Genomic DNA, 21,839 nt, shown 5'->3' with positions numbered 1-21,839 from the left:
TCGACGATCTTCCGATCCGGCGGTCCTGCCGTTATCGCTTGTTACGCCGCGTCGGCCTTGACCGGTTCACCCTTGACGCGAATTTCGGAGATGCCGCTGCGGACGATGCGCACGCGCACGCCATCAGCGATCTCGACTTCGACTTCCTTCTCGTCGACGACCTTGGTGACCTTGCCGACAAGACCGCCGCCGGTGACGACCTGGTCGCCGCGACGAATTGCCTTCAGGGTCTCCTCACGCTTTTTTGCCTGTGCGCGCTGCGGACGGATCAGCAGGAAGTACCAGACGACCATCAGCGGCACGAACAGGATGATCATTTCGAAACCGGAACCGCCGAATCCCGTTGCGGTATCGGTCGCGCTCTGGGCGAATGCCGGGGTGATGAACATGCTAAACTCCTCAGGCTTGGGCGGCGGAACTCCGCCTCTCTTTTCAGGTTGCCGGACTATAGTTACCGCTTCGATGAATGCAACAGAAACAGCCGGAAACAGTACCGATTCCGCTGCCTCATAACCTTTCCGCCGTCAAAACGCCATGCTACCCGGCATCGAAAGATTAAAGCGGATTGCCGCAGTGAGAAATCAGGAGGCCACCGATGACCGAGGAAATCAACACAGCCCTGCTCGCCGAACTGAGACGGCTCGCAGACGCCGTCGAGCGTCTTGCCGGACCGGCACCCGCCCTCAACGATTGGGATGCTGCCGACTGTTTCGTCTGGGCGCCTTTGCGCCAGCATCTGCAGCCGGTCAAGAGACCGAACCGGGTGGCGTTGACGCTCATCCGCGGCGTCGATCATGTGCGCGACATCCTGCATGAGAATACTGTGCGTTTCGCCGAGGGTTATGCCGCCAACAATGTGCTGCTCTGGGGGGCGCGCGGCATGGGCAAATCCTCGCTGGTCAAGGCCGTGCACGAGGATGTCAGGCGCGAAAGCAGTGCCTTGCTGAAGCTGGTCGAAGTCCATCGCGAGGATATCGCCACCCTCCCCCATCTGCTCGATCTCCTGAAGGACACGCCGTACCGTGTGATCGTCTTTTGCGACGATCTCTCCTTCGATCACGATGACACCGCCTACAAATCGCTGAAGGCAGCACTCGACGGCGGCGTCGAAGGGCGGCCGGACAATGTGCTCTTTTACGCCACCTCCAACCGGCGTCATCTCCTGCCGCGCCACATGATGGAAAACGAGCAGTCGACGGCGATCAATCCGTCGGAGGCGGTCGAGGAAAAGGTTTCGCTTTCCGACCGCTTCGGCCTCTGGCTCGGCTTCCACAAATGCAGCCAGGAGGATTATCTCGGCATGATCGACGGCTATGCCGATCACTTCAAGCTCGAGCTCGAACGCGACAAGATGCATGCCGAGGCGCTGGAATGGGCAACGACGCGCGGCGCACGCTCCGGCCGCGTCGCCTGGCAGTATATCCAGGACCTGGCCGGGCGCATGCGCGTTCACATCGATCGGGGCTAGAGCGCGTCGCGCGTCAATCCGAATTCACGCGACGCGTTTTGGGTCTTTGTCGTTTATCCCAAAACCGCTGCGCACTTTTGCGCGACATGCATTAAATGACAAAAGCCCGGCTGGTGGCCGGGCTTTTGCGTTTCCTGGTACGCAGTACCTATTCCAGGAAAGTCATCGGGTTGACCGGGGACGCGTCCTTGCGCACCTCGAAATGGACCTGCGGCTGCTTGACGTCGCCGCTCATGCCGGAGACGGCAACCGTCTGGCCGCGCTGGATCTTCTGGCCGCGGGTGACGCTCAGCGTGTCGGCGTTGCCGTAGACGGTGACGGTGCCGTCGTCGTGACGGACGAGAACCGTGTTGCCGAGTTCCTTCAGGCCGTTGCCGGCATAAATGACGACGCCGTTTTCAGCGGCCTTAATAGGTGTGCCCTGCGGTACCGAGATGTCGATGCCGTCATTGCGGTTGCCGTTGACGTTGGCGCCGTATGAAGCAATGACCTGGCCGCGCACCGGCCAGCGGTATTTGCCGATGCCGGTCGATTCCGGCGCGGCAGAGCTGACGTCCGACTTCTTCTCGGCATCGTCGACGGTCTGGGTGGCGGCCGGTGCCTTATAGGGCGCAGGCTGCACGGAAGCCGTCTGCAGGGCAGCTGCCGGCTGGGTCGGCTTCGGATCGACCTTCTCGGCCGGGATCGAGGCGGTCTTGATATTGTCGGCGGTGCCGTTCGGGATCTTCAGGGCCTGACCGATGCGGAGCGAGTTGGCCGAAAGATTGTTGGCGGCCTTGAGATCGTCGACACTGCTGCCGGTCGCCTTGGCGATCTTTGCCAGGGAATCGCCCTGCTTGACGACATAGGTGCCGGCAGGTGCCTTCGGATCCTTGCCGGCGCCGACGGGAAGCTTGCCGGTGGCATCGGCACTCGCCAGCGTCTTGTCGCGGGCGGAATTGGCGCCCGGAATGACGGCAACGTTCTGCTCAGGCGCCTTCGGCGCCTCTGGCATCTTGCCGGGCTTGGAAAGGTCAGCCGCCTGCGATGCCGCCTTGGCGGCATTGCCGCCGTTGAATGTCGGGATGAGGATCGCCTGGCCCGGCTGGGCGGCAGATGCCGTCTTCAGATCATTGACGCGCAGGATTTCCTTTTCCGGAACGCCGAAACGCCTGGAGAGCGTAGCGATGCTTTCACCCGGTCGCAGCGTCACCGAAGGAGCGTTGGTCGCGGACCAGCCGGAAACCTTCGGCGTCGTGCCGGTCGTCAGCGTATCAGGCGTCACCTTGGGTGCCGCCGGCGCGACCAATCGGGGCTTTTCGGCCTGCGGCGCAGCTGGGAAAGGCTGGGCGAGCGCAACTTCCTTTTCCCGCTGCCGGGACGGAGCAACGGCCGTCGGCGCGGCCAGATCTGAACGCTGCACCGAGACCGGCGCGGAAGCGAGACGTGCGCTTGAGCTCGACGTGCGGGTCGGATCGTAACCCTGGCGTGCGGGATAAGGCTGGTTCAGCGCGCCATTGCCGCCGCCATAGCCCGACTGGCTGGCAACGGCCGAACCGCCGAGATCGGCGCGCGGCACCGGATCACCCTGAGAACCGTTCATATTCCTGCGCGGAATGGAACTTGTGGTGATCTGGTCCTGCCCGGAGGAGGAAAACAAGCCGCCAAACCGTGTCACATCGGAACTGCAGCCCGTTGCGGCACTTGCCAGCAGGCCAACAACCAGAAGATTACCGGCCGACTTCCCGAACTTTGGCGAAAGACTGAAACGCATGACTCGACCCACTGAGAACGCAACCATTTGTGAGTCTATTAAAACGCGTTAGTATTACCACGCGGTTAAGATGCTGGAATCAGTGCGATATTTTTGAGAAGTTGATAACCATAGGCTTACGGGTGAAAAATCGTAGTGCGCAGAGCATAATGCCGAAAACTGCGAGCAGCTTTTCCGATTGTGATGCATATTCAGATTTCACGCCGATCCGTCCGGAAAACATCTACGCCTAGGGCAGCGAGGCCCTACAACAGCGAGGCAAGGCGCGGAACGATCGGCAGATAGGGTGCTTCGAACAGTTCCTCGCGTTCGAAACGGCTGCCGGTTTTCGTCAGCCGCACCATGCGACACTCGTTCTCGGAGATCATTAGCGGCGCGATCATCGAGCCACCGGAAACGAGCTGGTCGGTATAAAAGCGCGGCATCGCGTTGAAGGCCGCAGTCACCAGGATGCGGTCGAAGGTGCCCTCGCCCTGCATGCCGGCACTACCGTCGGCATGGCGAATGATGACGCTGCGCAGACCAAGCGATTCCATGCGCCGCTGCGCTGCCGTTGTCAGCGTCTTGTAGCGGTCGATGGACAGGACACGCTCGGCCATGCGGCCCATGACGGCAGCGGTAAAGCCGCTTCCGGTGCCGATCTCCAGGACGCGCTGGCCGGGCTTGAGCTTCAGGTGATGCAGGATGCGGACGGCAAAATCGATGCCTTCGAGAAAGGAGCCGCACTCGATCGGGATCGTCCGGCTTGAATAGGCGTCGTCGGCATATTGCGGCGGCACAAATAGTGAGCGCTGCGTCTGCTCGACCGCCGTCAGCAGATCGAGGTCGGAGATGCCTTCGGCACGCAATCTGAGGACGAGCGCAGCAAAGCCCTCCTTCTCCGCCAGTCTTGCCGTCAAACTTGTGCTCCGTATCCCAAGGCCCGCGCCACGCGGTCCGTCACGGAATAATCGGTCAGATCCAGTTTCAAAGGCGTTACCGAAATCTTATTATGCTTCAGGGCGTGAATATCGGTGCCTTCAACGAAGGCGCCGGCGCGTTCGCCAAACTTCAGCCAGTAGTAAGGAAAGCCCCGGCCGTCAGAGCGGGCGTCGACCTGCAGATTGAAGGCGAGCTTGCCCTGCATGGTCACCTCGGCGCCATTGACTTCGTCGGGACGGCAGTTCGGGAAGTTGAGATTGAGGAACGTACCCTCCGGCAGCTCCAGGACCATCAGCTTTTCCAGAAGAGCCGGCGCATGCGTTTCGCAGACCTCCCAGGGCACGATGCGTGCGCCGTCCTCATAGTGATAGGCCTGGCTCAGCGCGAAGGAGCGCACGCCCTGCATGGTGCCTTCGATGGCGCCGGCGATCGTGCCGGAATAGGTCACGTCGTCGGCAACGTTCGAGCCTGAATTGACGCCGGACAGGACCAGATCCGGCTTGATGTCCATTACCTGCCTGATGCCCATGATGACGCAATCGGTCGGCGTGCCGCGCAGGGCGAAATGCTTGTCGGAAATCTTGCGCAGCCGCAACGGTTCGGAGAGGCTCAGCGAATGGGCAAGGCCGCTCTGGTCGGTCTCGGGCGCGACGATCCAGACATCGTCGGACAGCGTCCGCGCGATCCGCTCCAGCGCTGCAAGGCCTTCGGCGTGAATGCCGTCGTCATTCGTAAGCAGGATGCGCATCGCCTCAGGCCGCCCGTTCGATCTTGGTCAATCCGCCCATATAGGGCAGCAAAACGTCCGGAATCGTGACGGAACCGTCCTCGTTCAGATAATTTTCAAGGACAGCGATCAGGCAGCGGCCGACGGCCGTGCCGGAACCGTTCAGCGTGTGGACGAACCTGTTGCTCTTGTCTTCCTTGCCGCGGTAGCGCGCATTCATTCGGCGGCCCTGAAAATCGCCGCAGACCGAGCAGGAGGAGATTTCACGGAAGGCATTCTGCCCCGGCAGCCAGACTTCGAGATCGTAAGTTTTGCGCGAGCCGAAGCCCATATCGCCGGTGCAAAGCGTCATGGTGCGGAAATGCAGGCCGAGGCGCTTCAGCACTTCCTCGGCGCAGGCGGTCATGCGTTCATGCTCGGCAACGGCGCTCTCGGCATCGGTGATCGACACAAGCTCGCATTTCCAGAACTGATGCTGGCGCAGCATGCCGCGCGTGTCGCGGCCGGCGGAGCCCGCTTCCGAGCGGAAGGACGGCGTCAACGCGGTAAAGCGGAGCGGCAGCTTTTCCTGATCGAGGATTTCTTCGCGCACCAGATTGGTCAGCGTCACTTCGGCCGTCGGGATCAGCCAGCGGCCGTCCGTCGTCCTGAAGAGATCCTCGGCGAATTTCGGCAGCTGGGCGGTGCCATAAACGGCCTCGTCACGCACCATCAGCGGCGAACTAACTTCGGTATAGCCGTGCTCGCTGGTGTGGAGATCGATCATGAACTGGCCGAGTGCCCGCTCAAGCTTGGCGAGCGGCCCGGTCAGAACTGTGAAGCGCGAGCCGGAGAGCTTGGCGGCGCGCTCGAAGTCCATATAGCCGAGCGCTTCGCCGATTTCGAAGTGCTCCTTCGGTGCGTGGTTCCAGCGCGGCTTTTCGCCAACGGTGCGGGCGACGACATTGTCATGCTCGTCCTTGCCGACCGGGACGTCGTCGAAAGGTATGTTCGGGATGCGCGAGAGCGCGTCGTTGAGTTCGGCCGTCAGTTGCCGGTCCTCTTCCTCGATCGCCGGCAGCAGGGTCTTCAGTTCAGACACCTCGGCCTTCAGCTTCTCGGCAAGCTCGCTATTCTTCTGGGCCATCGCCGCGCCAATTTCCTTGGAGGCGAGGTTGCGGCGGGACAGCAAGTCCTGCGCCCTTTGGACGGCGGAGCGCCGCTTTTCATCGAGGGCAACGAGACTTTGTGCCAGAGGCTCCGCGCCGCGCTTGGCAAGGGCGGCATCGAGCGCTTCGGGATTCTCACGGATCCATTTGATATCGAGCATCGTCGTTCCAGGTCGTTGCAACAGAGGTGGCCCGGCCAAAGCCTGATCGGACCTCGACCGGATATTACAGCGCCGCCGTGTCTTTTCAGACGCGCAAGGGACGCTGTAACACTTTGAATTGCTGCATAATCCTTAAACCGATTCCGATTTAAGGATTATGCAGTCGACGACGTTCATGAAGGGATTTCCAGATCTCAGCTCAGACGCTGTCCGTCTTGGCAACGTCTGCGGATCCAGTTTCCTTTTCGACCGCCTGCCGGGCACGCTGGCGCTCCACGAGTCGCGCCGCATGGATGGAAATCTCGTAGAGAAGGATCGTCGGTATCGCAAGGCCGATCTGGGACATCGGATCCGGCGGCGTCAGCACGGCGGCGACAACAAAGGCGAGGACGATGGCAAACTTGCGCTTTTCGGCGAGCCATTGCGACGTCAGAAGACCGACACGAGCAAGCAGCGTGGTGACGACGGGAAGCTGGAAGACGAGGCCGAAGGAGAAGACCAGCGTCATGATCAGGCTCAGATATTCCGAGACCTTCGGCATCAGCGAGATCGCTATTTCGTCATGACCTGGCGCCTGCTGCATCGACAGGAAGAACCACATGACCATCGGCGTGAAGAAGAAATAGACGAGCGCGCCGCCCATCAGGAACAGGACCGGCGAGGCGATCAGGAACGGCAGGAAAGCCTGGCGCTCATTCTTGTAGAGACCCGGCGCCACGAACTTGTAGACCTGGGCGGCAATGATCGGGAACGCGACCACAAGGCCGCCGAACATCGCCACCTTGACCTGCGTGAAGAAGAATTCCTGCGGCGCGGTGTAGATGAGCTGGGCTTTCTCGACGTCGAGATGCGCCCACACGACGGCTGTCTTGTAGGGTATGACCAGATAGTTGAAGAGATGCTTGGCAAAAAAGAAGCATGCGATGAAGGCGACGAAAAAGGCGCCGATCGACCACATCAGCCGCGTGCGCAGCTCCATCAGGTGCTCGATCAACGGCTGCGGCTTGTCTTCGATATCACCGCTCATGCCTCGTCCTTCTTCGTCTGCGCCGGCTTCTTCGGCGTTGCAGGCTTCCTGACTGCCGTCGTGCGTTTCGGCTTTTCCACAGGCACGGCAACGGCAGCCGCAGCATCGACCTTATCGGCAGCCTTGACGCGCGGCTTGCGCACAACCTTCGGCTTGGCGGCAACCGTATCGGCCTGGACAATCGCTGCTGCGACGGGTTCCGACGGCGCAGGTGTCGCTACCAATGGCGGCGTTTCCGGCAAGCTCATCGACGGCGTCGGGGCTGCAACAGCGTCGGGCGGCACCTCGGTCTTGTTCTCCGTGACCGTGGTCGACTTCTGCAGGTCGGCCTTGATCTCGTTGCCCATCTGGCGAAGCGGATTCATCGCCTCGCGCAGGCTGTTGACCGGGTTGAGTTTCTGGGCGTCGCTGATCGTCTGGCGGACATCGTCAAGTTCCGCTTCGCGCAACGCCTCATCGAACTGCGCACGGAATTCACCCGCGACCTTGCGGGCGCGCTGCGTCATCTTGCCGAAAGCGCGCAGCATCGGCGGCAAATCCTTGGGACCGACGACCACGATCAGTACGACCGCGATGACCAAAAGCTCGGTCCAGCCAATATCGAACATGCAAGGCTCCTGGACGGGAAGCGCGGGGGCTGCGCTTTTTCCCGGACTTGGTTACTTCGTTTCGTCGGCCTTGTGATCGACGGTCTTTGCCGTGTCCGGCGCGTCTTCGTCCGTCATGCCCTTCTTGAAGCTCTTGATGCCCTTGGCAACGTCGCCCATCAGTTCCGGAATCTTGCCGCGACCGAACAACAACAGCACGATGACCAGAACGATCAGCCAGTGCCACATGCTAAAAGAACCCATTACGCTAACTCCCTGTTTCTATGTTCCCACGATGTAAGGATTTCCAACATCGTTTCCAACATCAAGCCCTGTGAACTGAGCTTAATGTCACGGTATCGCCCTTTGTGACAAGCCATCGACCCATCGAAAAGTGGTGGCCACCATTGTTTTCGCCATGCATGGCAAAAGCAAGACGCAAGCCCCTCAATCTTCAGGGGTGCCACGCGGTGCCAGCAACCCCAGTTCCTCGAGGTCCATCTGGGTGATCGGGTCTTCGTCCTCGGTCAGTTCGTCGTTCATCAACGGCGAGGGAATATTGAAATTCGCCGGAATGCGGCCCGACAGCAAGCCCGCTCCCTTCAACTCTTCGAGACCGGGCAGGTCACGCAGCTCTTCGAGTCCGAAATGGTCGAGGAAATCGCGTGTCGTGCCCAATGTCACCGGCCGGCCCGGTGTGCGCCGGCGGCCGCGGAAGCGCACCCAGCCCGCCTCCATCAGCACGTCGAGCGTGCCGCGCGAGGTCTGGACGCCGCGGATATCTTCGATTTCCGCACGTGTCACCGGCTGATGATAGGCGATGATCGCCAGCACTTCCAGTGCGGCGCGCGAAAGCTTCTTCACCTCATTGTCATCACGGCGGATGACGAAGGACAGGTCGGCGGCGGTGCGGAAGGCCCAGGCGCCTTCGACCTGCACAAGATTGACGCCCCGCGGCGCATATTGCTCCTTCAGGCGCAGCATGATCGCATGCACGTCGGTCTTCTCGGGCAGGCGCTCAGCGAGGAAGCCTTCGGAGACCGGCTGCGAGGAGGCGAAGACCAGCGCCTCGGCGATGCGCTCGGCCTCGATCTCGGCCTGCAGGTCGCGGCCCCTGTCTTCGAAATTGCCTTCGAATTCCTCCTCGCTCCTCGGATCGATCAAGCCGGCTGCTCCTGTTCCACCACCTGCAGCGTGGCATGTTTCGGACCGCGGCGCATGTATATCGGCTGAAAGGCGCCGTCCTGGCGGATTTCGAGCTTGCCCTCGCGCACCAGCTCCAGCGAGGCGGCAAAGGCGCTGGCGATTGCTGTGACGCGTTCTTCAGGCGCTGCGAGATAACGCAGCAGATAATGTTCCATCGCCGTCCAGTCACCGATCTCGCCGATCATCTGGGTCAGCAGTTCGCGGGCATCGGTCAGCGACCAGACGGTGCGCCGCTCGATCGTCACCTGAGTGACGGCATGGCGCTGGCGCAGCGCCGCATAGGCAGTCAGGAGATCGTAGAGGCTTGCCGCGTAAGCGGACTGCTGCCGGTCGGGAATATGCTCGGGGGCGCCACGCACGAAGATATCGCGGCCGAGGCGGTTGCGGTTGACGAGGCCGTCTGCCGCCTGGCGCATGGCTTCGAGACGTTTCAGGCGGAAGGCGAGTGTTGCCGCCAGCTCCTCGCCGGAAGGGCCGTCATCCTTGACCTGCTGGGGAATGAGCAGCTTCGACTTCAGATAGGCAAGCCAGGCTGCCATGACGAGATAGTCGGCGGCAAGCTCGATGCGGATACGCCGGGCGCTTTCGATGAACAGCAGATATTGCTCGGCGAGCGCCAGCACCGAAATGCGCGACAAATCGACCTTCTGGTTTCGGGCGAGATAGAGCAACAGGTCGAGCGGGCCTTCGAAGCCGGCGACGTCGATCACCAGCGCCGGCTCGTGGCTGGCGCGCTCGGCACCGTTATCCTGCCACAACTTGTCCATCGGCGTCGCCGCCTGCGGGCGTTCCGTGCCCTTGACCGTGCTCACCTAGCTACTCCCTTACGATCAGACCGTCGCAAACATCGCCTCGAATTCCGCCCTCAATTCCGCTTCATCTGATGTATCCGGCGTCGCGAAGCCCGCTTCCACCGCTTTTGCACGGGCAAGCGATATGCCGGCGAGCGGCGGAACATTTGCCACGACATCTAGCATCTCGTCCATATTGCCATTGCAATGCAGCACGATATCGCATCCGCCTGCAATGATATTCGCCGCGCGTTCACCGATCGTGCCGGAAAGAGCGTTCATCGAGCTGTCGTCGGAGAGCAGCAGACCGTTAAAGCCGATGTGTTCGCGGATGATGCCGTCGATCACCTTGCGCGAGGTCGTCGCCGGATTGTCCGGGTCGATGGCGGCGAAAACGACGTGACAGGTCATGGCCATCAACTCGTCCTTCATCGCGACAAAGGGCGGGAAATCATGCAGCTCCAGCTCATCGCGCGAGACGGTGACGACAGGCAGCTCCAGATGTGAATCCGCAAAGCCGCGACCGTGGCCGGGCATATGCTTCATCACAGGCAACAGGCCGCCGGCCTTCAGCCCTGCGGCAGCCGCTTTCCCCATCGCGATGACGGTTTCGGGATCGCCGCCATAGGCTCGGTCACCGATGACGTTGCTGCTGCCCTCGACAGGCACATCGAGCACCGGCAGGCAATCGACATCGATGCCGAGGCTCGAAAGGTCGAAGGCGTGCAGCCGCGACATCAGCCAGGCGGCGCGCAGGCCGAGCACGCGATCGCGGCGATAGAGATCGCCGAGCGCCAGGCCGGAAGGATAACGCGCTAGAACGGGTGGGCGGATGCGCTGGACGCGGCCGCCCTCCTGGTCGATCAGCACCGGTGCATGCCAGCCGACACTGTCGCGCAGTTCGGCGACGAGATCGGTGATCTGCCGTGCTTCGGAGATGTTGCGCCCGAAGAGGATGAAGCCCCAGGGCCGTTCGCCCCGATAAAAGGCTTTCTCTTCGGATGTGAGGGAAAGGCCGCTGCAGCCAAGGATCATCGCTTTTGATTCGGTCATATCCGAATCATAGACGGCGCCCGGCCAAATGCGAGCAAGGTCGGGCCGGATGCACAAAAAAGAGCGGCGGGCCGATCCGGCCCGCCGCTCCTATATTCTGTTCAAAAAACCGATCTACTTGGAGATCAGGCAGCTTCCGCCCGCCGCGCGATACTGTTCGCAGAGCGCTGCGGCCTCGTCCTTGGAACCGGCCGGAATGCGGACACGGTAGAAAGTACCCTTGCCGGCGATATCGGCCCTGCGGATCTCATGACTGCGGCCGCCAAGCACGCTGGCGAATTTCTTCGACAGGTTGGCATAGGATTTGGTCGCCTCGTCTTCCGAAGGCAGCGAGGCGATCTGGATGCCGTAGCCGCCGGCGGATGCGGCCTGCTGTGGCTTTGCGGCGACTGGAGCTGCGGCCGCGACCTCAGTCGTCTTCGGCTGCTGTGCGGGCGGCCGGACATTGCCCTTCTCGGTGACGGTGCCGACGACGTTGACGGGCTGGTCGGCCGGACGCGCGGTCGGAATCGGCGCGGTATCGGCAATCGCCGAGGTCTTGACCGGGCGCACCGGCGGAGCGGCCGGAGCGGGATTTGCGGCCTGCGCATCAGCACTGCCGGCGAGCGGCGGCTGTGCCGGCGCAGTTTCGACAGGGGCTGCAGAACGCGCATCGGCGGAAGCAACCTCGGCGCTTGCCGGGAAGCTTGCGGCCGTTCCGCCGACTGGAGGCACGGGCGAGGTCGATTGCGCGGACGGGGTCGACTGGGCCGTCAACGGCGGCTGAGCCGGCGGTGTCGGCTGGGCAGACGGCGTCGCCTGGGCAGACTGTGTCGCCTGAGCAGACTGCGTCGGCTGGGCAGACGGCATCGGCTGATCGACGGGCGCCGGCTCCTCGCGGGCAACCAACGTACCGTCAGGCTTGACGATCATCGTGCGGACCTTGCGTGGCGAAACGGACGGCGTCTTGTCGGCGTCGCTTGCCGAAGCGTTGTCGGCATTGTCCTGGTTCGGCAACAGACGCGGATCCTCCGTCTCACCGACCGCAGTCGGCGTGACCTGATCGTCAGCGTTGGCGTTCTCGTCGTCTTCAGGCAGCGCTTCCGGTGTCAGCGTGCGCTGGACAACATCGACGGGCGCCTCGTCGGAAGAAACGAGCGCCTTCTGCTTCGGCTCTTCGGCAGAACCCGCAACACGGTCGTAAACGGCCTTATCCTGGTTCGGCACGGTCTTGCCGCCAGGATTTTCCGGAACGACCTTGACCGGCTCCTTGTCGGCGGTGATCACGCGCGGCTCGCCGGACGCGACAATGCCGAGCCCCTCGCCGTTCCACACGGAGGAATAGACACCATAAGCGACACCGGCGAAGACCACGAGCACGACGGCCCCGGCAAGCAGCCGGCGCATCGACCGGGCGCGGCTGAAATCAGCGGCCTGGCTTGCCGACTCGATACGAACCTCGGAGGTCTCGCGGCGCTCGACCGGCTCGCGCACGCTGCGGCGGAAATCCTCCTCCAGCGCCCGTTCGAAATCATCGAGGCCATCGGCGATGGTGGGCTTGACCGGCGTTGCCGCGGCCGCAGCCGTATCCCGGACTGGCGTCGGCGTTTGCCGCGGCTTGGCCGGTTCAAAGAAGCTGGCGATCTCCGCGTCGAGATCGAAATCGAAATCAGCAGTTTTCGCGACCGGCGCGGGCTGCTCGACCGGCGGCAGCATCGGCACGTGCATGTCGTCGACGGTCTCGGGACGATCCTCCGGATCGCAGATCATCGCCGGATCGAATGGCAGGTCTTCGGTCGAGTCGGAGGCAGCCGCCCAGTTGAAAGCCGGAGCCGGAGCTGGAGCCTGCGGCTCGGGAACGAAGGCTGGAGCGGACCGTACAGGGGCGGCAGCGGCCGGCTGGAAAGCAGGAGCTGGCGGCTCTGGCGCAAAAACAGGCGCGGGCCGAGGCGTAGCGACGGCAGCGGTTGGCTGGGGAGCAGGTGCAGGCGGCTCTGGCTGCGGCGATGGGTCGGACGTCTCGGAGAAATCGAGGTCGGCGAGTTCCAGCTCGATGCCGGCAAGATCCAGCTCGAAATCATGGCCGGCGAAGGGGTCGTCGGCTTCCGGCACCGGCTGCGGCGCCCGCGAATATGCCGTTGCGGCAGGCTGGGGCACAACGACCTCGGCAAGCTGCGGCGCGATCGGCCTTGCGGCTTCGGAAGCATAGACCGGAGCCGGTTCGATCGGAGCAGGCTGGACGGGTGCTGCGGCGAGCGGTGCGGGCGCGATCACCTTGGGCTCGACAGGTGCGGCGGCCATGGGAGCAGCAGAAACGGGCGCTGCCTCGATCGATGCGGGCTGCGGCGAGACGGGCGTCGGATTGGCACGTTGCGGCACCGGATAACGCGAGACGTCGGCGAGCAGATCGTCAAGATCGAACGTGCCGGCGGTGTGCGGAACATCAGGCACCACCTCGGTCAGCGCGGCATCGGCCTGGATCTCGCCTTCGACGGCGGCGGCGATGAGATCGAAACCGGCATCGGACCCGAAATCCTGCAGCTCTTCCTCGATCTCGACGAATTCTTCGGCCTCGGCGGTCTCTTCCGATGCGATCACCTCATCATGGCGATCGAGCTCGGCGGGGAAGCCAAGCGACGGTGAAGCGGATTCGAATTCCTCGGAAGGCTCGATAGCGGCGACGGTCGCCGGCGGCTCGATGACAGGTTGCGGTTCGACCACAGGAAGATCGGCGGACGGTGCCTCAGCAACCGGTGCTGCGACCGTTTCGGCCACAGGCTCCGGCAAAACAACCTGTTCCTCGCGCTTCGGTGCATGGAAATTGGCAAGCGGCAGCCTGATGCTGGCGGCCGACCATTGCGGCGCCTTGGCGGGCTGCGGCAGCGAAGAAACGGGTGCTGCGCCGATCGACAGCTCAAGCTCCTCGATCAGGTCGCGCGCACCGCCGAAGGCCGATTGCAACGATGCCTCGGGCTCGGGGGAAAGCTGCTCCGCCCAGTCGGCGGCAGATGCGTCCTCATTCCCTGCGGCGGGCAAAGCTACTTCTTCATCAGCCTCGCCTTCTTCAGCCTCGACGGGGGCGACGGAAACCGGCTCAGGAGCCTCCGCACGTTCGGCGGCGGGAGAAGCGTCGAGAACGGGCTCGACGTAATCTTCAGGAGTGACATCATCAGAGAACGGGTCGGCGGGCCGGTCGAGCTCTGCGAGCGGACGTGGCGAATCGTAGCGGTCGAACTCGCGCCCAAGCTCGTCTTCGAGATCGAGGGCGGGCTCGCGGCGTGCGGTCTCAGTCACCGTATTCGCCGCAACACGCGGCTCGAAGCCGACGATCCGGGCAAGTTCAGCCAACGGATCATCATCGGCAAACAGATCGTTTTTTCCGCGCGTATCATACGCAAGTTGTTTATCAGCCATGCCTATTCCCACTCGCAAACGCCAACGCTCAAATGCCAGCGCATTGTGGGGAAATGGTGACGTTATCGCATTTCGTCCGGTGCGGCAGTGCCTGTAATGGCGAGTCCCGACTTCAAAACCGACGCGACGGCGTACACCAGCCCAAGTCTGGCAATACTTGATTCTCGGTTTTTATCATTAACAAATCGTAATTCTGGCTGATCTTTACCTTTGTTCCAGTGCGCATGGAAGGAACTGGCGAGGTCGTAGAGGTAAAAAGCGACGCGATGTGGCTCCTGCGACTGGGCCGCCGCATCGACGATACGCGGGAATTCAGCAAGCTTGGCGACGAGCTGCAATTCGGCCGGATCGCCAATGCCTGCAACGGTTTGCGCGAGATTCTCGGGCGAAACATCGAGGTCGGCAAAAGCCTCCCTCGCCTGCCGGAAGACCGACATGCAGCGAGCATGCGCATATTGCACGTAGAAGACTGGATTATCTTTCGATTGTTCCGTCACTTTAGCGAAATCGAAGTCGAGCGGTTCGGAATTCTTGCGATAAAGCATCATGAACCGGACCGAATCACGACCGACTTCTTCGACGACGTCCCGAAGCGTGACGAAATCGCCCGAGCGTTTCGACATCTTCACCGGCTCGCCATTGCGATAGAGCTTGACGAGCTGGCAGAGCAGCACCGTCAGCTTCGCCTTACCGTCCGAAACGCCGCGTGCAACCGCTTCCAGGCGCTTGACGTAACCGCCATGGTCGGCGCCAAGCACGTAGATCATCTCGTCGAAACCACGGTCGAACTTGTTCTTGAAGTAGGCGACGTCGGCGGCGAAATAGGTGTAGGAGCCATCCGACTTGATCAGCGGCCGGTCGATATCGTCGCCCACCTCGGTCGAGCGGAACAGTGTCTGTTCGCGATCTTCCCAATCCTCGGGAAGCTGACCCTTCGGCGGCGGTAGTGTTCCCTTGTAGACGTAACCCTTGAAGGTCAGGTCGTTGATCGCCGTGCGGATCGCGGCCGCACCATTGGCATGCAGGGTTCGCTCGGAGAAGAAGACGTCGTGATGGACGTTCAGCGACGCCAGATCGTCGCGGATCATCACCATCATCGCATCGATGGTGCGATCCTTGACGATCGGCATCCATTGGTCTTCCGGCATGTTGTGCAGACGCACGCCGTAATCGGCGGCAAGCGACTGACCGACAGGCACGAGATAGTCGCCGGGATAGAGACCCGAGGGGATTTCGCCGATCTTTTCGCCGAGCGCTTCACGATAGCGCAGGAAGACGGAACGGGCGAGCACGTCGATCTGCGAGCCGGCATCGTTGATGTAATATTCCTTCTCGACGCCGTAACCGGCAAAAGCGAGCAGGTTGGCGAGCGCGTCGCCGACGACGGCGCCACGGCAATGGCCGACATGCATGGGACCGGTCGGATTGGCCGAGACATATTCGACGTTGACCTTCTTGCCTTTGCCGAGCGTCGAGCGGCCGTAATCGGTGCCGGCGCCGATCATCGATGCGAGCAGCCGCTGCCAGTAGCCGACGGCGAGACGGATGTTAATGAAGCCGGGACCCGCGACCGAGACGTCGGCGACGTCGGCATCCTCTTTCAGCTTGGCGATGATGACGTCGGCCAGCGCGCGCGGGTTGGTTCCGAGCGGTTTTGCCAGCACCATTGCGGCATTGGTCGCCACATCGCCATGGCTCGCATCACGCGGCGGCTCGACGGTGATGCGGCCGAAATCGAGCTCGGATCGCTTTTCCCTGACCAGATCGATCTGTTCAAGGGCGGTTTTGATCCTGGCTTCGAAGTCGGTAAAAAGGTTCATCGCACTCTTCCATGCATAGGCTGTGCCAAAGGCTCAAATCGGCCCTCGGCGTGGGCGACCGCTGCCTATCGCAAATCCGGAGTGTGGTCAAACAACCGCCTGTGGGCGCTGATGGCATAGGTGTCGGTCATGCCGGCGAGATAATCGCCGACATGACGAGCCTTCGGCGCGTCGGACAGGCCGGCGATATGATCGACCCAGTAATGGCTTTGCATCTCCTTCGGATTGGCCATGTAGGCGGCGAAGAGATCGGTGACGATCTGGGCGGCGCCGGCACGGATGCGCATGATATCCGGATTGCGGTAGATGCGTTTGAAGAGCATCGCCTTGATCTGCTTGTCGGTCTCGGCCATTCCCTCGGAAAAGCTGGCGATAATCTGGCCGGCACCGCGGATATCGGCTGCGCTTTCAGGGCGCAAGAGCGACAGGCGTTGTTGCGCGACGCCGATCACGTCTTCCACCATGCGGGTAATCTGACGGCGCATGATCTCATGGGTGAAGCGGCTGGCCTCCAGATGCGGATATCGCTCCCGCACCTCGGCCATCAGCCCTGCAAGAAACGGGATTTCCTCCAGCATCTCGAAAGTCAGATAGCCGGAGCGCAGGCCATCGTCGATATCGTGGGTATTATAGGCAATGTCATCGGCGATCGCCGCAACCTGGGCCTCGAGGCTGGCATAGGTTGCAAGCTCGAGATCGTGCAGCTCGCAATAATCAAGGATCGGTTGCGGAACGGGACCGCGCGTGCCGACTCCCTCAGGCGTCAGAAGCGGGCCATTGTGCTTGACGAGACCTTCGAGGCTTTCCCATGTCAGGTTGATGCCGTCGAATTCAGCATAACGCCTCTCCAGCTTGGTCACGATGCGCAGCGATTGGGCATTGTGGTCGAAGCCGCCATAGGGCAGCAGCACCTCGTGCAACGCGTCCTCGCCGGTATGACCGAACGGCGTGTGGCCGAAATCGTGCACGAGCGCAACGCCCTCGGCCAGATCCTCGTCGAGCTTCAGGGCGCGGGCAAGAGCGCGGGCGATCTGCGCCACCTCGATCGTGTGAGTCAGCCGGGTGCGGTAGTGATCGCCGTCCTGGGCAATGAAGACCTGGGTTTTGTGCTTTAGCCTGCGGAAGGCAGTAGTGTGAACGATGCGGTCGCGGTCGCGCTGGAAATCGGAGCGTGTCGGGCTGCCGTCCTCCTGATAGAGCCGTCCGCGCGTCGTCCAGGGATCGGCCGCATAGACCGCCCTTTCACTGCTGCCGAAACCCAAAGCACGCGTATCGATCGTCATTCTTCACCGTCATCCTGCATGTTGCCGCATCTGCCCATTGACGCCGCTTATCGCTCTTCATACCTATAGCTCGATGAAACGGCAAAGAGGCGCTTTCTTAACCGCTTCGGCGCATCATCGCCTTTTCGCGAAGATTATGGTAAGTTTCTTTGATATCAGGCATTTGAACATTCAAGTGCCAAAACCCATTCTCTCCGGATCTTGACCCCGGCAGGAGGAAACATGACGGATACAAGTGTAACCCTTTCAGATGCCGCGGCAAAGCGTATCGCTGCGATCGTCGGCGCCGAAGCCGGCAAGAGCGCGTTGCGCGTTTCCGTCGAAGGCGGCGGCTGTTCGGGGTTTTCCTACAAGTTCGATCTTGCCGACAGGGCTGACGACGACGACATCATCGTCGAAAAGAACGATGCCAAGGTGCTGATTGACAGCCTTTCGCTCGTCTACATGGCGGGCTCGGAGATCGACTTCGTCGACAATCTGCTTGGCCAATCCTTCCAGATCAAGAACCCGAATGCGGTGGCAAGCTGCGGCTGTGGCACCAGTTTCTCGATCTGAACGTTTAAACGCACGGACTCCCCATCAAACCGGCCGAAGAATTCCTTCCGGCCGGTTTATCGTCTTGTCCGCCGGTGAAAGACCACGATAAAAGAAGCGCACTAAAGCGCGCTGCATCGACGCTGATTCATGCGGTGCGCTTTAGCTCTTTGTTTTTTATGCCTGTCGTAATCCCAGAACCGCTGCACACTTCTGGGCGACATGCATGATGCGGAACGGGACAGAGCCATGAAGATCGCGACCTGGAACATCAACGGCGTCAAGGCGCGCATCGACAATCTCACGCAATGGCTCAAGGATTCCGATCCGGATATCGTCTGCCTGCAGGAGATCAAGACGGTCGATGAAGGTTTCCCGCGGCTGGAGATCGAGGCGCTCGGCTATCATGTCGAAACGCACGGCCAGAAGGGCTTCAACGGCGTCGCGATCCTCTCCAAGAGTTCACCTTTCGAAGTGAACCGCGGCCTGCCCGGCGATCCGCTGGACGAACAGGCGCGTTTCCTCGAAGCGGCGTTCACGCTGTCCGACACGCGCATCCTGCGCGTCTGCTGCATCTACCTGCCGAACGGCAATCCTGTCGAAACGGAGAAATATCCCTACAAGCTCGCCTGGATGGAGCGTCTGCGGACGTTTGCAGCCGAACGGCTGGCCTATGAAGACATGCTGGTTCTTGCCGGCGATTACAATGTCATCCCGGAACCGCACGACTGCTTCGATCCCAAGGTCTGGGAAAACGATGCACTGTTTCTGCCGCAGACGCGGGAGGCGTTCCGCAAGCTCGAAAATCTCGGGCTGACGGATGCCGTGCGCGCGACGACGGATGCGACGCAGTTCTATTCCTTCTGGGATTATCAGGCCGGCGCCTGGCCGAAGAACAACGGCATCCGTATCGACCATCTGCTGTTGTCACCGGAAGCCGCCGACCGGATGACATCGGCTGCGATCGAAAAACATGTGCGGGCCTGGGAAAAGCCGTCCGACCACGTGCCTGTCATCGCTTATTTCGATTTCGCGGGCTGAGCGTCCAATCGGCGCTTAGTCGTCGGAACCGCTCGCGATGGTGTGCGAGAGGGATACCGCCGTGCGGCGGTCGGCCTCGTTCGCAACCGAGAAGGCCTGCTCCTGCAGCGCTTCCATCCAGCTGCAGTCCTTGGGCTTGCAGCGGTCGAGCGCTGCCGTCATCAGCGCCAGACCGCGGGCCGTCTGGCCTTCATCGAACAGAATATTGCCGAAGACCGCCATGGCGCCGGGATGGCCGCTCTTGCGGGCCTGGTTCAGCCACTTCTTCGCCTGCTGCGGGCTGGCATTGCCGCCCTCGCCGGCCAGCATCATCTGCGCCAGCTGGAACTGTGCCTCGGGGACGCCAAAGGTGGAAGCCACCTGAAAATAAAGCTGGCGCGCCTGGCTGAGGTCGATCCTGACCGGACTGCCGGCAATGCCATGCTTGTAATAGCTGGCGAGCGAGAGCAGCGCGTTGACGAAGAAGCCCGTATCTTCCGAGCCGGGTTCGACGCCCTGCTGGGCAATCTCGCTGTAGATCTTGAAGGCTTCGAAATCGTCCTGCGTGACACCGTCACCATCGGCATACATGTTGGCGAGCGCCCAGCGCGAACCGGTGTGGCCCTTTTCGGCCGCGTATTTATAGGCTTCGACCGCTTCTTCCTTCTGGCCGTTCTTATAGGCTTTGAAGCCGAACTTGAAGAGATCGAAGGGTCCGGATTCCTTGCTGACGCCACCTTTGATGTCGAATGCGCGGCACGGACCGGACAGCGCCAGTGCTACGGCTATCGACATGCCCATCAGCATGAATTTGAACAGTTTGAACTCGGACGTCACCATTTCAACCGATTTCTTTCGCTCATCTCAGGCAGGCGGCAACGGCGCTCGCACCGTGCATCCCGCGGATGTATTTCTTCGAGGCGAGCGATCCCGCGGCGAGCTCCATGGCTCCTTTACCCGCGTCGCATCCAGCCCACTGGCCCTTTCTCAAAGGCGATATTCTCAGCCCATCCTTCAGAACCACCCGGCTCCCGGCATGGCTCGACTGCAATCTCCGTGGCACTCTTTCGGCAGGTGCGGTATTCGCCTTCCCGCCTTTATCGCATTCGTAAACAGTAAATGTGACGAAACCGGTATCGACATTTTCGGCAAAGCCGGGCTGCTCATCCGAGCGGGTCGAAAACAGCGACAATGAACGGATCGACGACTTCATCGCGAGGCCGGATTGGCGGCCGGAACTGCCTTGTTCGGAAAGCGAAACGACCGCAATCGAACGAATGTCGCCAATCGCGCCGTACGATCTGATGTACCCGGAAAAAAATCGACCCATGCTACTATTTACACGCACCGTACGCCTGCCATCTCCTCGCCTGCGAATAGCGCTGCGCCCTCTTTGTGGCGGGAAATGGACAAATTCGCCCTGCCGCCACCATACGCCAAACGTCGTAAAAATGTGTTGCTGAATCGTCACAAATTGGAACGTCGATTTGTCTTGCCAACGCCCAAAGAAAAGCCCGGCGAACTGCCGGGCTCTAAGACTTCTACTTGGGCAGCAAGATCAGAACTTGACCTTTACGCTGGTGGAAAGGGCCGCCAGCAGATCGTCGCCGAAGGAATAGGAGACGTCGTTGCCGTAGGTCCGGCCATTATACACGTAGGTGCCGGATTCTCCGCCGGTCATGATGCCGAGCGCGCCGGCCAGACGCCACTCGACATTCTCCACCGGCGTATAGGAGACACCTGCGCCGAGCGTCCATGTGTCGGTCTGGGCGCCGTAGCCCTGGCTCGTGCCACGATCCCAGGTCAGGCTGAGGGCGCCGGCCCATTGCTCGTTGAACTTGTGGCCGACGCCACCGCTGATCGTCCAGCCGTCGCGATAGAAGAGATCGAGCGAGGTGAGCTGGCTGCTGGCGGAGCAAGCGACGACGCCTTTGGTGGCCTTCGGGCAGAAGGCGATCGACTGCAGCACGCTCCAATTCGTCCACTTGACCGAACCGAAGGCGAGCCAGTCGGGCGCAATGCCGCTCTGCAGCTTGAGTTCGACGGAATCCGGCGCCTCAGCCGAACCATAGACCGGCGTCACGACGCCAAGGTAGGGATTGGCAGGATTGGCGGCCTTCGGCACCTCGGTCAGGTCGACCGTGCCGGTGAGATCGTCATACTTGACCTTGCTGTTGTAGACTAGGCTGGCGCGGAAGGCATATTCCTCGATTTCGTAGGCGATGCCCGCCCGCCATCCCATGGCCTGGTCGGCAAGATCCAGACGGCCGGTGCCGTCATAGACCAGCGCGGCCGCCCCTGTGATCGGCGCGACGAGGCGTGTCTTGAAACCATCGACCGTCTGATAGAAGCCGCCGCCGATCAGACGAAGCTGGCCGGGGCCCATATCGAAACGATAGGAGCAGGTGGCGCCGTAGTTGCGGGTGCTGATCTTGGTTTCGATGTTGTCGTTGACGCCCAGCCAGTCGGCGCCGGGATTGGTGTGTGCGCCGAATGGTGTCGAAAAATCGCCCATACAGTCGATAGCATCGCCGAAACCGACCTTCACCCCGAGATAGGGGATCCAGTAATCCTCGGTATCATCGGCCGTGGTCGAACCTCCGCCAATGCCGTTCGTGCCGAGGCCATCGGTGGGATCGGTGTCCTTGACGTTTTTCAGCTTGCGCTGCGGCATGACATAGGTCGCGCCGGACTGGACGGCGAACCTCGAATTGTCGAAGAGAAGGTCGATATTATATCCGCCGCGCTCCAGACCGCCGGCGAAGGACGGCGATGCAAGCGACGATAGAAGAACGAGCGATGTTATGCCCTTGGAAAACCTACGAGATGCCATTGTGTCTCCCCCACTCCAGCAATTGATGTGACCCCACTCTAGTAAGTGTTCGCGTGATATGGCAACGCGCCCCACGGCAGCGCTCCCAGGCATTGCAGCGGCTAACTTACGTAA

20 protein-coding genes are annotated in these 21,839 nt (G+C 61.5%); 3 read left to right on the top strand and 17 right to left on the bottom strand.

The annotated features are described in order from the left end of the window. Positions 1 to 41: 41 nt before the first annotated feature. Positions 42 to 389: a preprotein translocase subunit YajC gene (gene yajC, locus ACD590_RS08430; protein WP_003558894.1), complete on the bottom strand. Its 348-nt coding sequence runs from the start codon at positions 387 to 389 to the stop codon at positions 42 to 44. 206 nt (positions 390 to 595) lie between these two features. Here yajC and ACD590_RS08425 point away from each other — a divergent pair, with 206 nt between their 5' ends. Next, the gene (locus ACD590_RS08425; RefSeq protein WP_247266169.1) at positions 596 to 1,468 is read left to right on the top strand and encodes an ATP-binding protein; all 873 of its coding nucleotides are present in this window, start codon (positions 596 to 598) and stop codon (positions 1,466 to 1,468) included. Between the two features lie 148 nt (positions 1,469 to 1,616). Here the strand turns inward: ACD590_RS08425 and ACD590_RS08420 are convergent, their stop codons facing one another. The 13 genes from ACD590_RS08420 to ACD590_RS08360 all read right to left on the bottom strand — a co-directional run bounded on the left by ACD590_RS08420 (position 1,617) and on the right by ACD590_RS08360 (position 17,338). Beyond that, entirely contained in the window at positions 1,617 to 3,221 is a 1,605-nt protein-coding gene (locus ACD590_RS08420; protein WP_247266168.1) for a peptidoglycan DD-metalloendopeptidase family protein, read from the bottom strand. 245 nt (positions 3,222 to 3,466) lie between these two features. Then, the gene (locus ACD590_RS08415; RefSeq protein ID WP_018241800.1) at positions 3,467 to 4,120 is read right to left on the bottom strand and encodes a protein-L-isoaspartate(D-aspartate) O-methyltransferase; all 654 of its coding nucleotides are present in this window, start codon (positions 4,118 to 4,120) and stop codon (positions 3,467 to 3,469) included. Next, entirely contained in the window at positions 4,117 to 4,890 is a 774-nt protein-coding gene (gene surE / locus ACD590_RS08410) for a 5'/3'-nucleotidase SurE (RefSeq protein ID WP_439002422.1), read from the bottom strand. The genes ACD590_RS08415 and surE overlap by 4 nt, the downstream gene beginning before the upstream one ends. Before the next feature lie 4 nt (positions 4,891 to 4,894). Further along, on the bottom strand, positions 4,895 to 6,178 hold the full coding sequence (gene serS / locus ACD590_RS08405; protein WP_439002421.1) for a serine--tRNA ligase: 1,284 nt from the start codon (positions 6,176 to 6,178) through the stop codon (positions 4,895 to 4,897). 199 nt (positions 6,179 to 6,377) lie between these two features. Continuing rightward, positions 6,378 to 7,205, bottom strand: a complete 828-nt coding sequence (gene tatC / locus ACD590_RS08400; protein WP_018241797.1) for a twin-arginine translocase subunit TatC — start codon at positions 7,203 to 7,205, stop codon at positions 6,378 to 6,380. Further along, entirely contained in the window at positions 7,202 to 7,813 is a 612-nt protein-coding gene (tatB, locus tag ACD590_RS08395; RefSeq protein ID WP_018241796.1) for a Sec-independent protein translocase protein TatB, read from the bottom strand. Before tatB ends, tatC begins: the two co-directional genes overlap by 4 nt. Before the next feature lie 51 nt (positions 7,814 to 7,864). Next, entirely contained in the window at positions 7,865 to 8,056 is a 192-nt protein-coding gene (locus ACD590_RS08390; protein WP_003538990.1) for a twin-arginine translocase TatA/TatE family subunit, read from the bottom strand. Between the two features lie 183 nt (positions 8,057 to 8,239). Beyond that, positions 8,240 to 8,956: an SMC-Scp complex subunit ScpB gene (scpB, locus tag ACD590_RS08385; RefSeq protein ID WP_065277110.1), complete on the bottom strand. Its 717-nt coding sequence runs from the start codon at positions 8,954 to 8,956 to the stop codon at positions 8,240 to 8,242. Continuing rightward, on the bottom strand, positions 8,953 to 9,810 hold the full coding sequence (locus tag ACD590_RS08380) for a segregation and condensation protein A (RefSeq protein ID WP_112902754.1): 858 nt from the start codon (positions 9,808 to 9,810) through the stop codon (positions 8,953 to 8,955). Before ACD590_RS08380 ends, scpB begins: the two co-directional genes overlap by 4 nt. Before the next feature lie 18 nt (positions 9,811 to 9,828). Then, positions 9,829 to 10,842 (bottom strand): beta-N-acetylhexosaminidase, encoded by a 1,014-nt coding sequence (nagZ, locus tag ACD590_RS08375; RefSeq protein WP_026188370.1) that lies wholly within the window; start codon positions 10,840 to 10,842, stop codon positions 9,829 to 9,831. 114 nt (positions 10,843 to 10,956) lie between these two features. Further along, positions 10,957 to 14,235 carry an SPOR domain-containing protein gene (locus ACD590_RS08370; RefSeq protein ID WP_439002420.1) on the bottom strand — a complete coding sequence of 1,093 codons (3,279 nt, stop codon included), beginning with the start codon at positions 14,233 to 14,235 and terminating at the stop codon, positions 10,957 to 10,959. Positions 14,236 to 14,297: 62 nt separating this feature from the next. Continuing rightward, positions 14,298 to 16,055: an arginine--tRNA ligase gene (gene argS, locus ACD590_RS08365; RefSeq protein ID WP_018241791.1), complete on the bottom strand. Its 1,758-nt coding sequence runs from the start codon at positions 16,053 to 16,055 to the stop codon at positions 14,298 to 14,300. Positions 16,056 to 16,120: 65 nt separating this feature from the next. Beyond that, a complete protein-coding gene (locus tag ACD590_RS08360) occupies positions 16,121 to 17,338 on the bottom strand; it encodes a deoxyguanosinetriphosphate triphosphohydrolase (RefSeq protein ID WP_018241790.1) in 1,218 nt (405 codons plus the stop codon). Positions 17,339 to 17,560: 222 nt separating this feature from the next. Between ACD590_RS08360 and erpA the strand changes: the two genes are divergently transcribed. Both erpA and xth read left to right on the top strand, forming a co-directional pair. After that, a complete protein-coding gene (gene erpA, locus ACD590_RS08355) occupies positions 17,561 to 17,893 on the top strand; it encodes an iron-sulfur cluster insertion protein ErpA (RefSeq protein ID WP_018241789.1) in 333 nt (110 codons plus the stop codon). 228 nt (positions 17,894 to 18,121) lie between these two features. Beyond that, on the top strand, positions 18,122 to 18,913 hold the full coding sequence (xth, locus tag ACD590_RS08350; protein ID WP_028732045.1) for an exodeoxyribonuclease III: 792 nt from the start codon (positions 18,122 to 18,124) through the stop codon (positions 18,911 to 18,913). A gap of 15 nt (positions 18,914 to 18,928) precedes the next feature. Here the strand turns inward: xth and exoR are convergent, their stop codons facing one another. The 3 genes from exoR to ACD590_RS08335 form a co-directional block, all read right to left on the bottom strand. Further along, positions 18,929 to 19,732 (bottom strand): exopolysaccharide production regulator ExoR, encoded by an 804-nt coding sequence (exoR, locus tag ACD590_RS08345; RefSeq protein WP_003558862.1) that lies wholly within the window; start codon positions 19,730 to 19,732, stop codon positions 18,929 to 18,931. Between the two features lie 19 nt (positions 19,733 to 19,751). Continuing rightward, a complete protein-coding gene (locus ACD590_RS08340; RefSeq protein ID WP_246721163.1) occupies positions 19,752 to 20,363 on the bottom strand; it encodes a hypothetical protein in 612 nt (203 codons plus the stop codon). A gap of 87 nt (positions 20,364 to 20,450) precedes the next feature. Next, on the bottom strand, positions 20,451 to 21,725 hold the full coding sequence (locus ACD590_RS08335) for an OmpP1/FadL family transporter (RefSeq protein WP_168299227.1): 1,275 nt from the start codon (positions 21,723 to 21,725) through the stop codon (positions 20,451 to 20,453). Between the last annotated feature and the right edge of the window lie 114 nt (positions 21,726 to 21,839).

It is taken from the genome of Rhizobium sp. 862_C5_N1_2 (genome assembly GCF_051811205.1).
In the GTDB taxonomy this organism is placed as follows: domain Bacteria; phylum Pseudomonadota; class Alphaproteobacteria; order Rhizobiales; family Rhizobiaceae; genus Rhizobium; species Rhizobium leguminosarum.
Note: the sequence above shows the minus strand (reverse complement) of the source record. Positions and strands in the feature narration are given on the sequence as shown.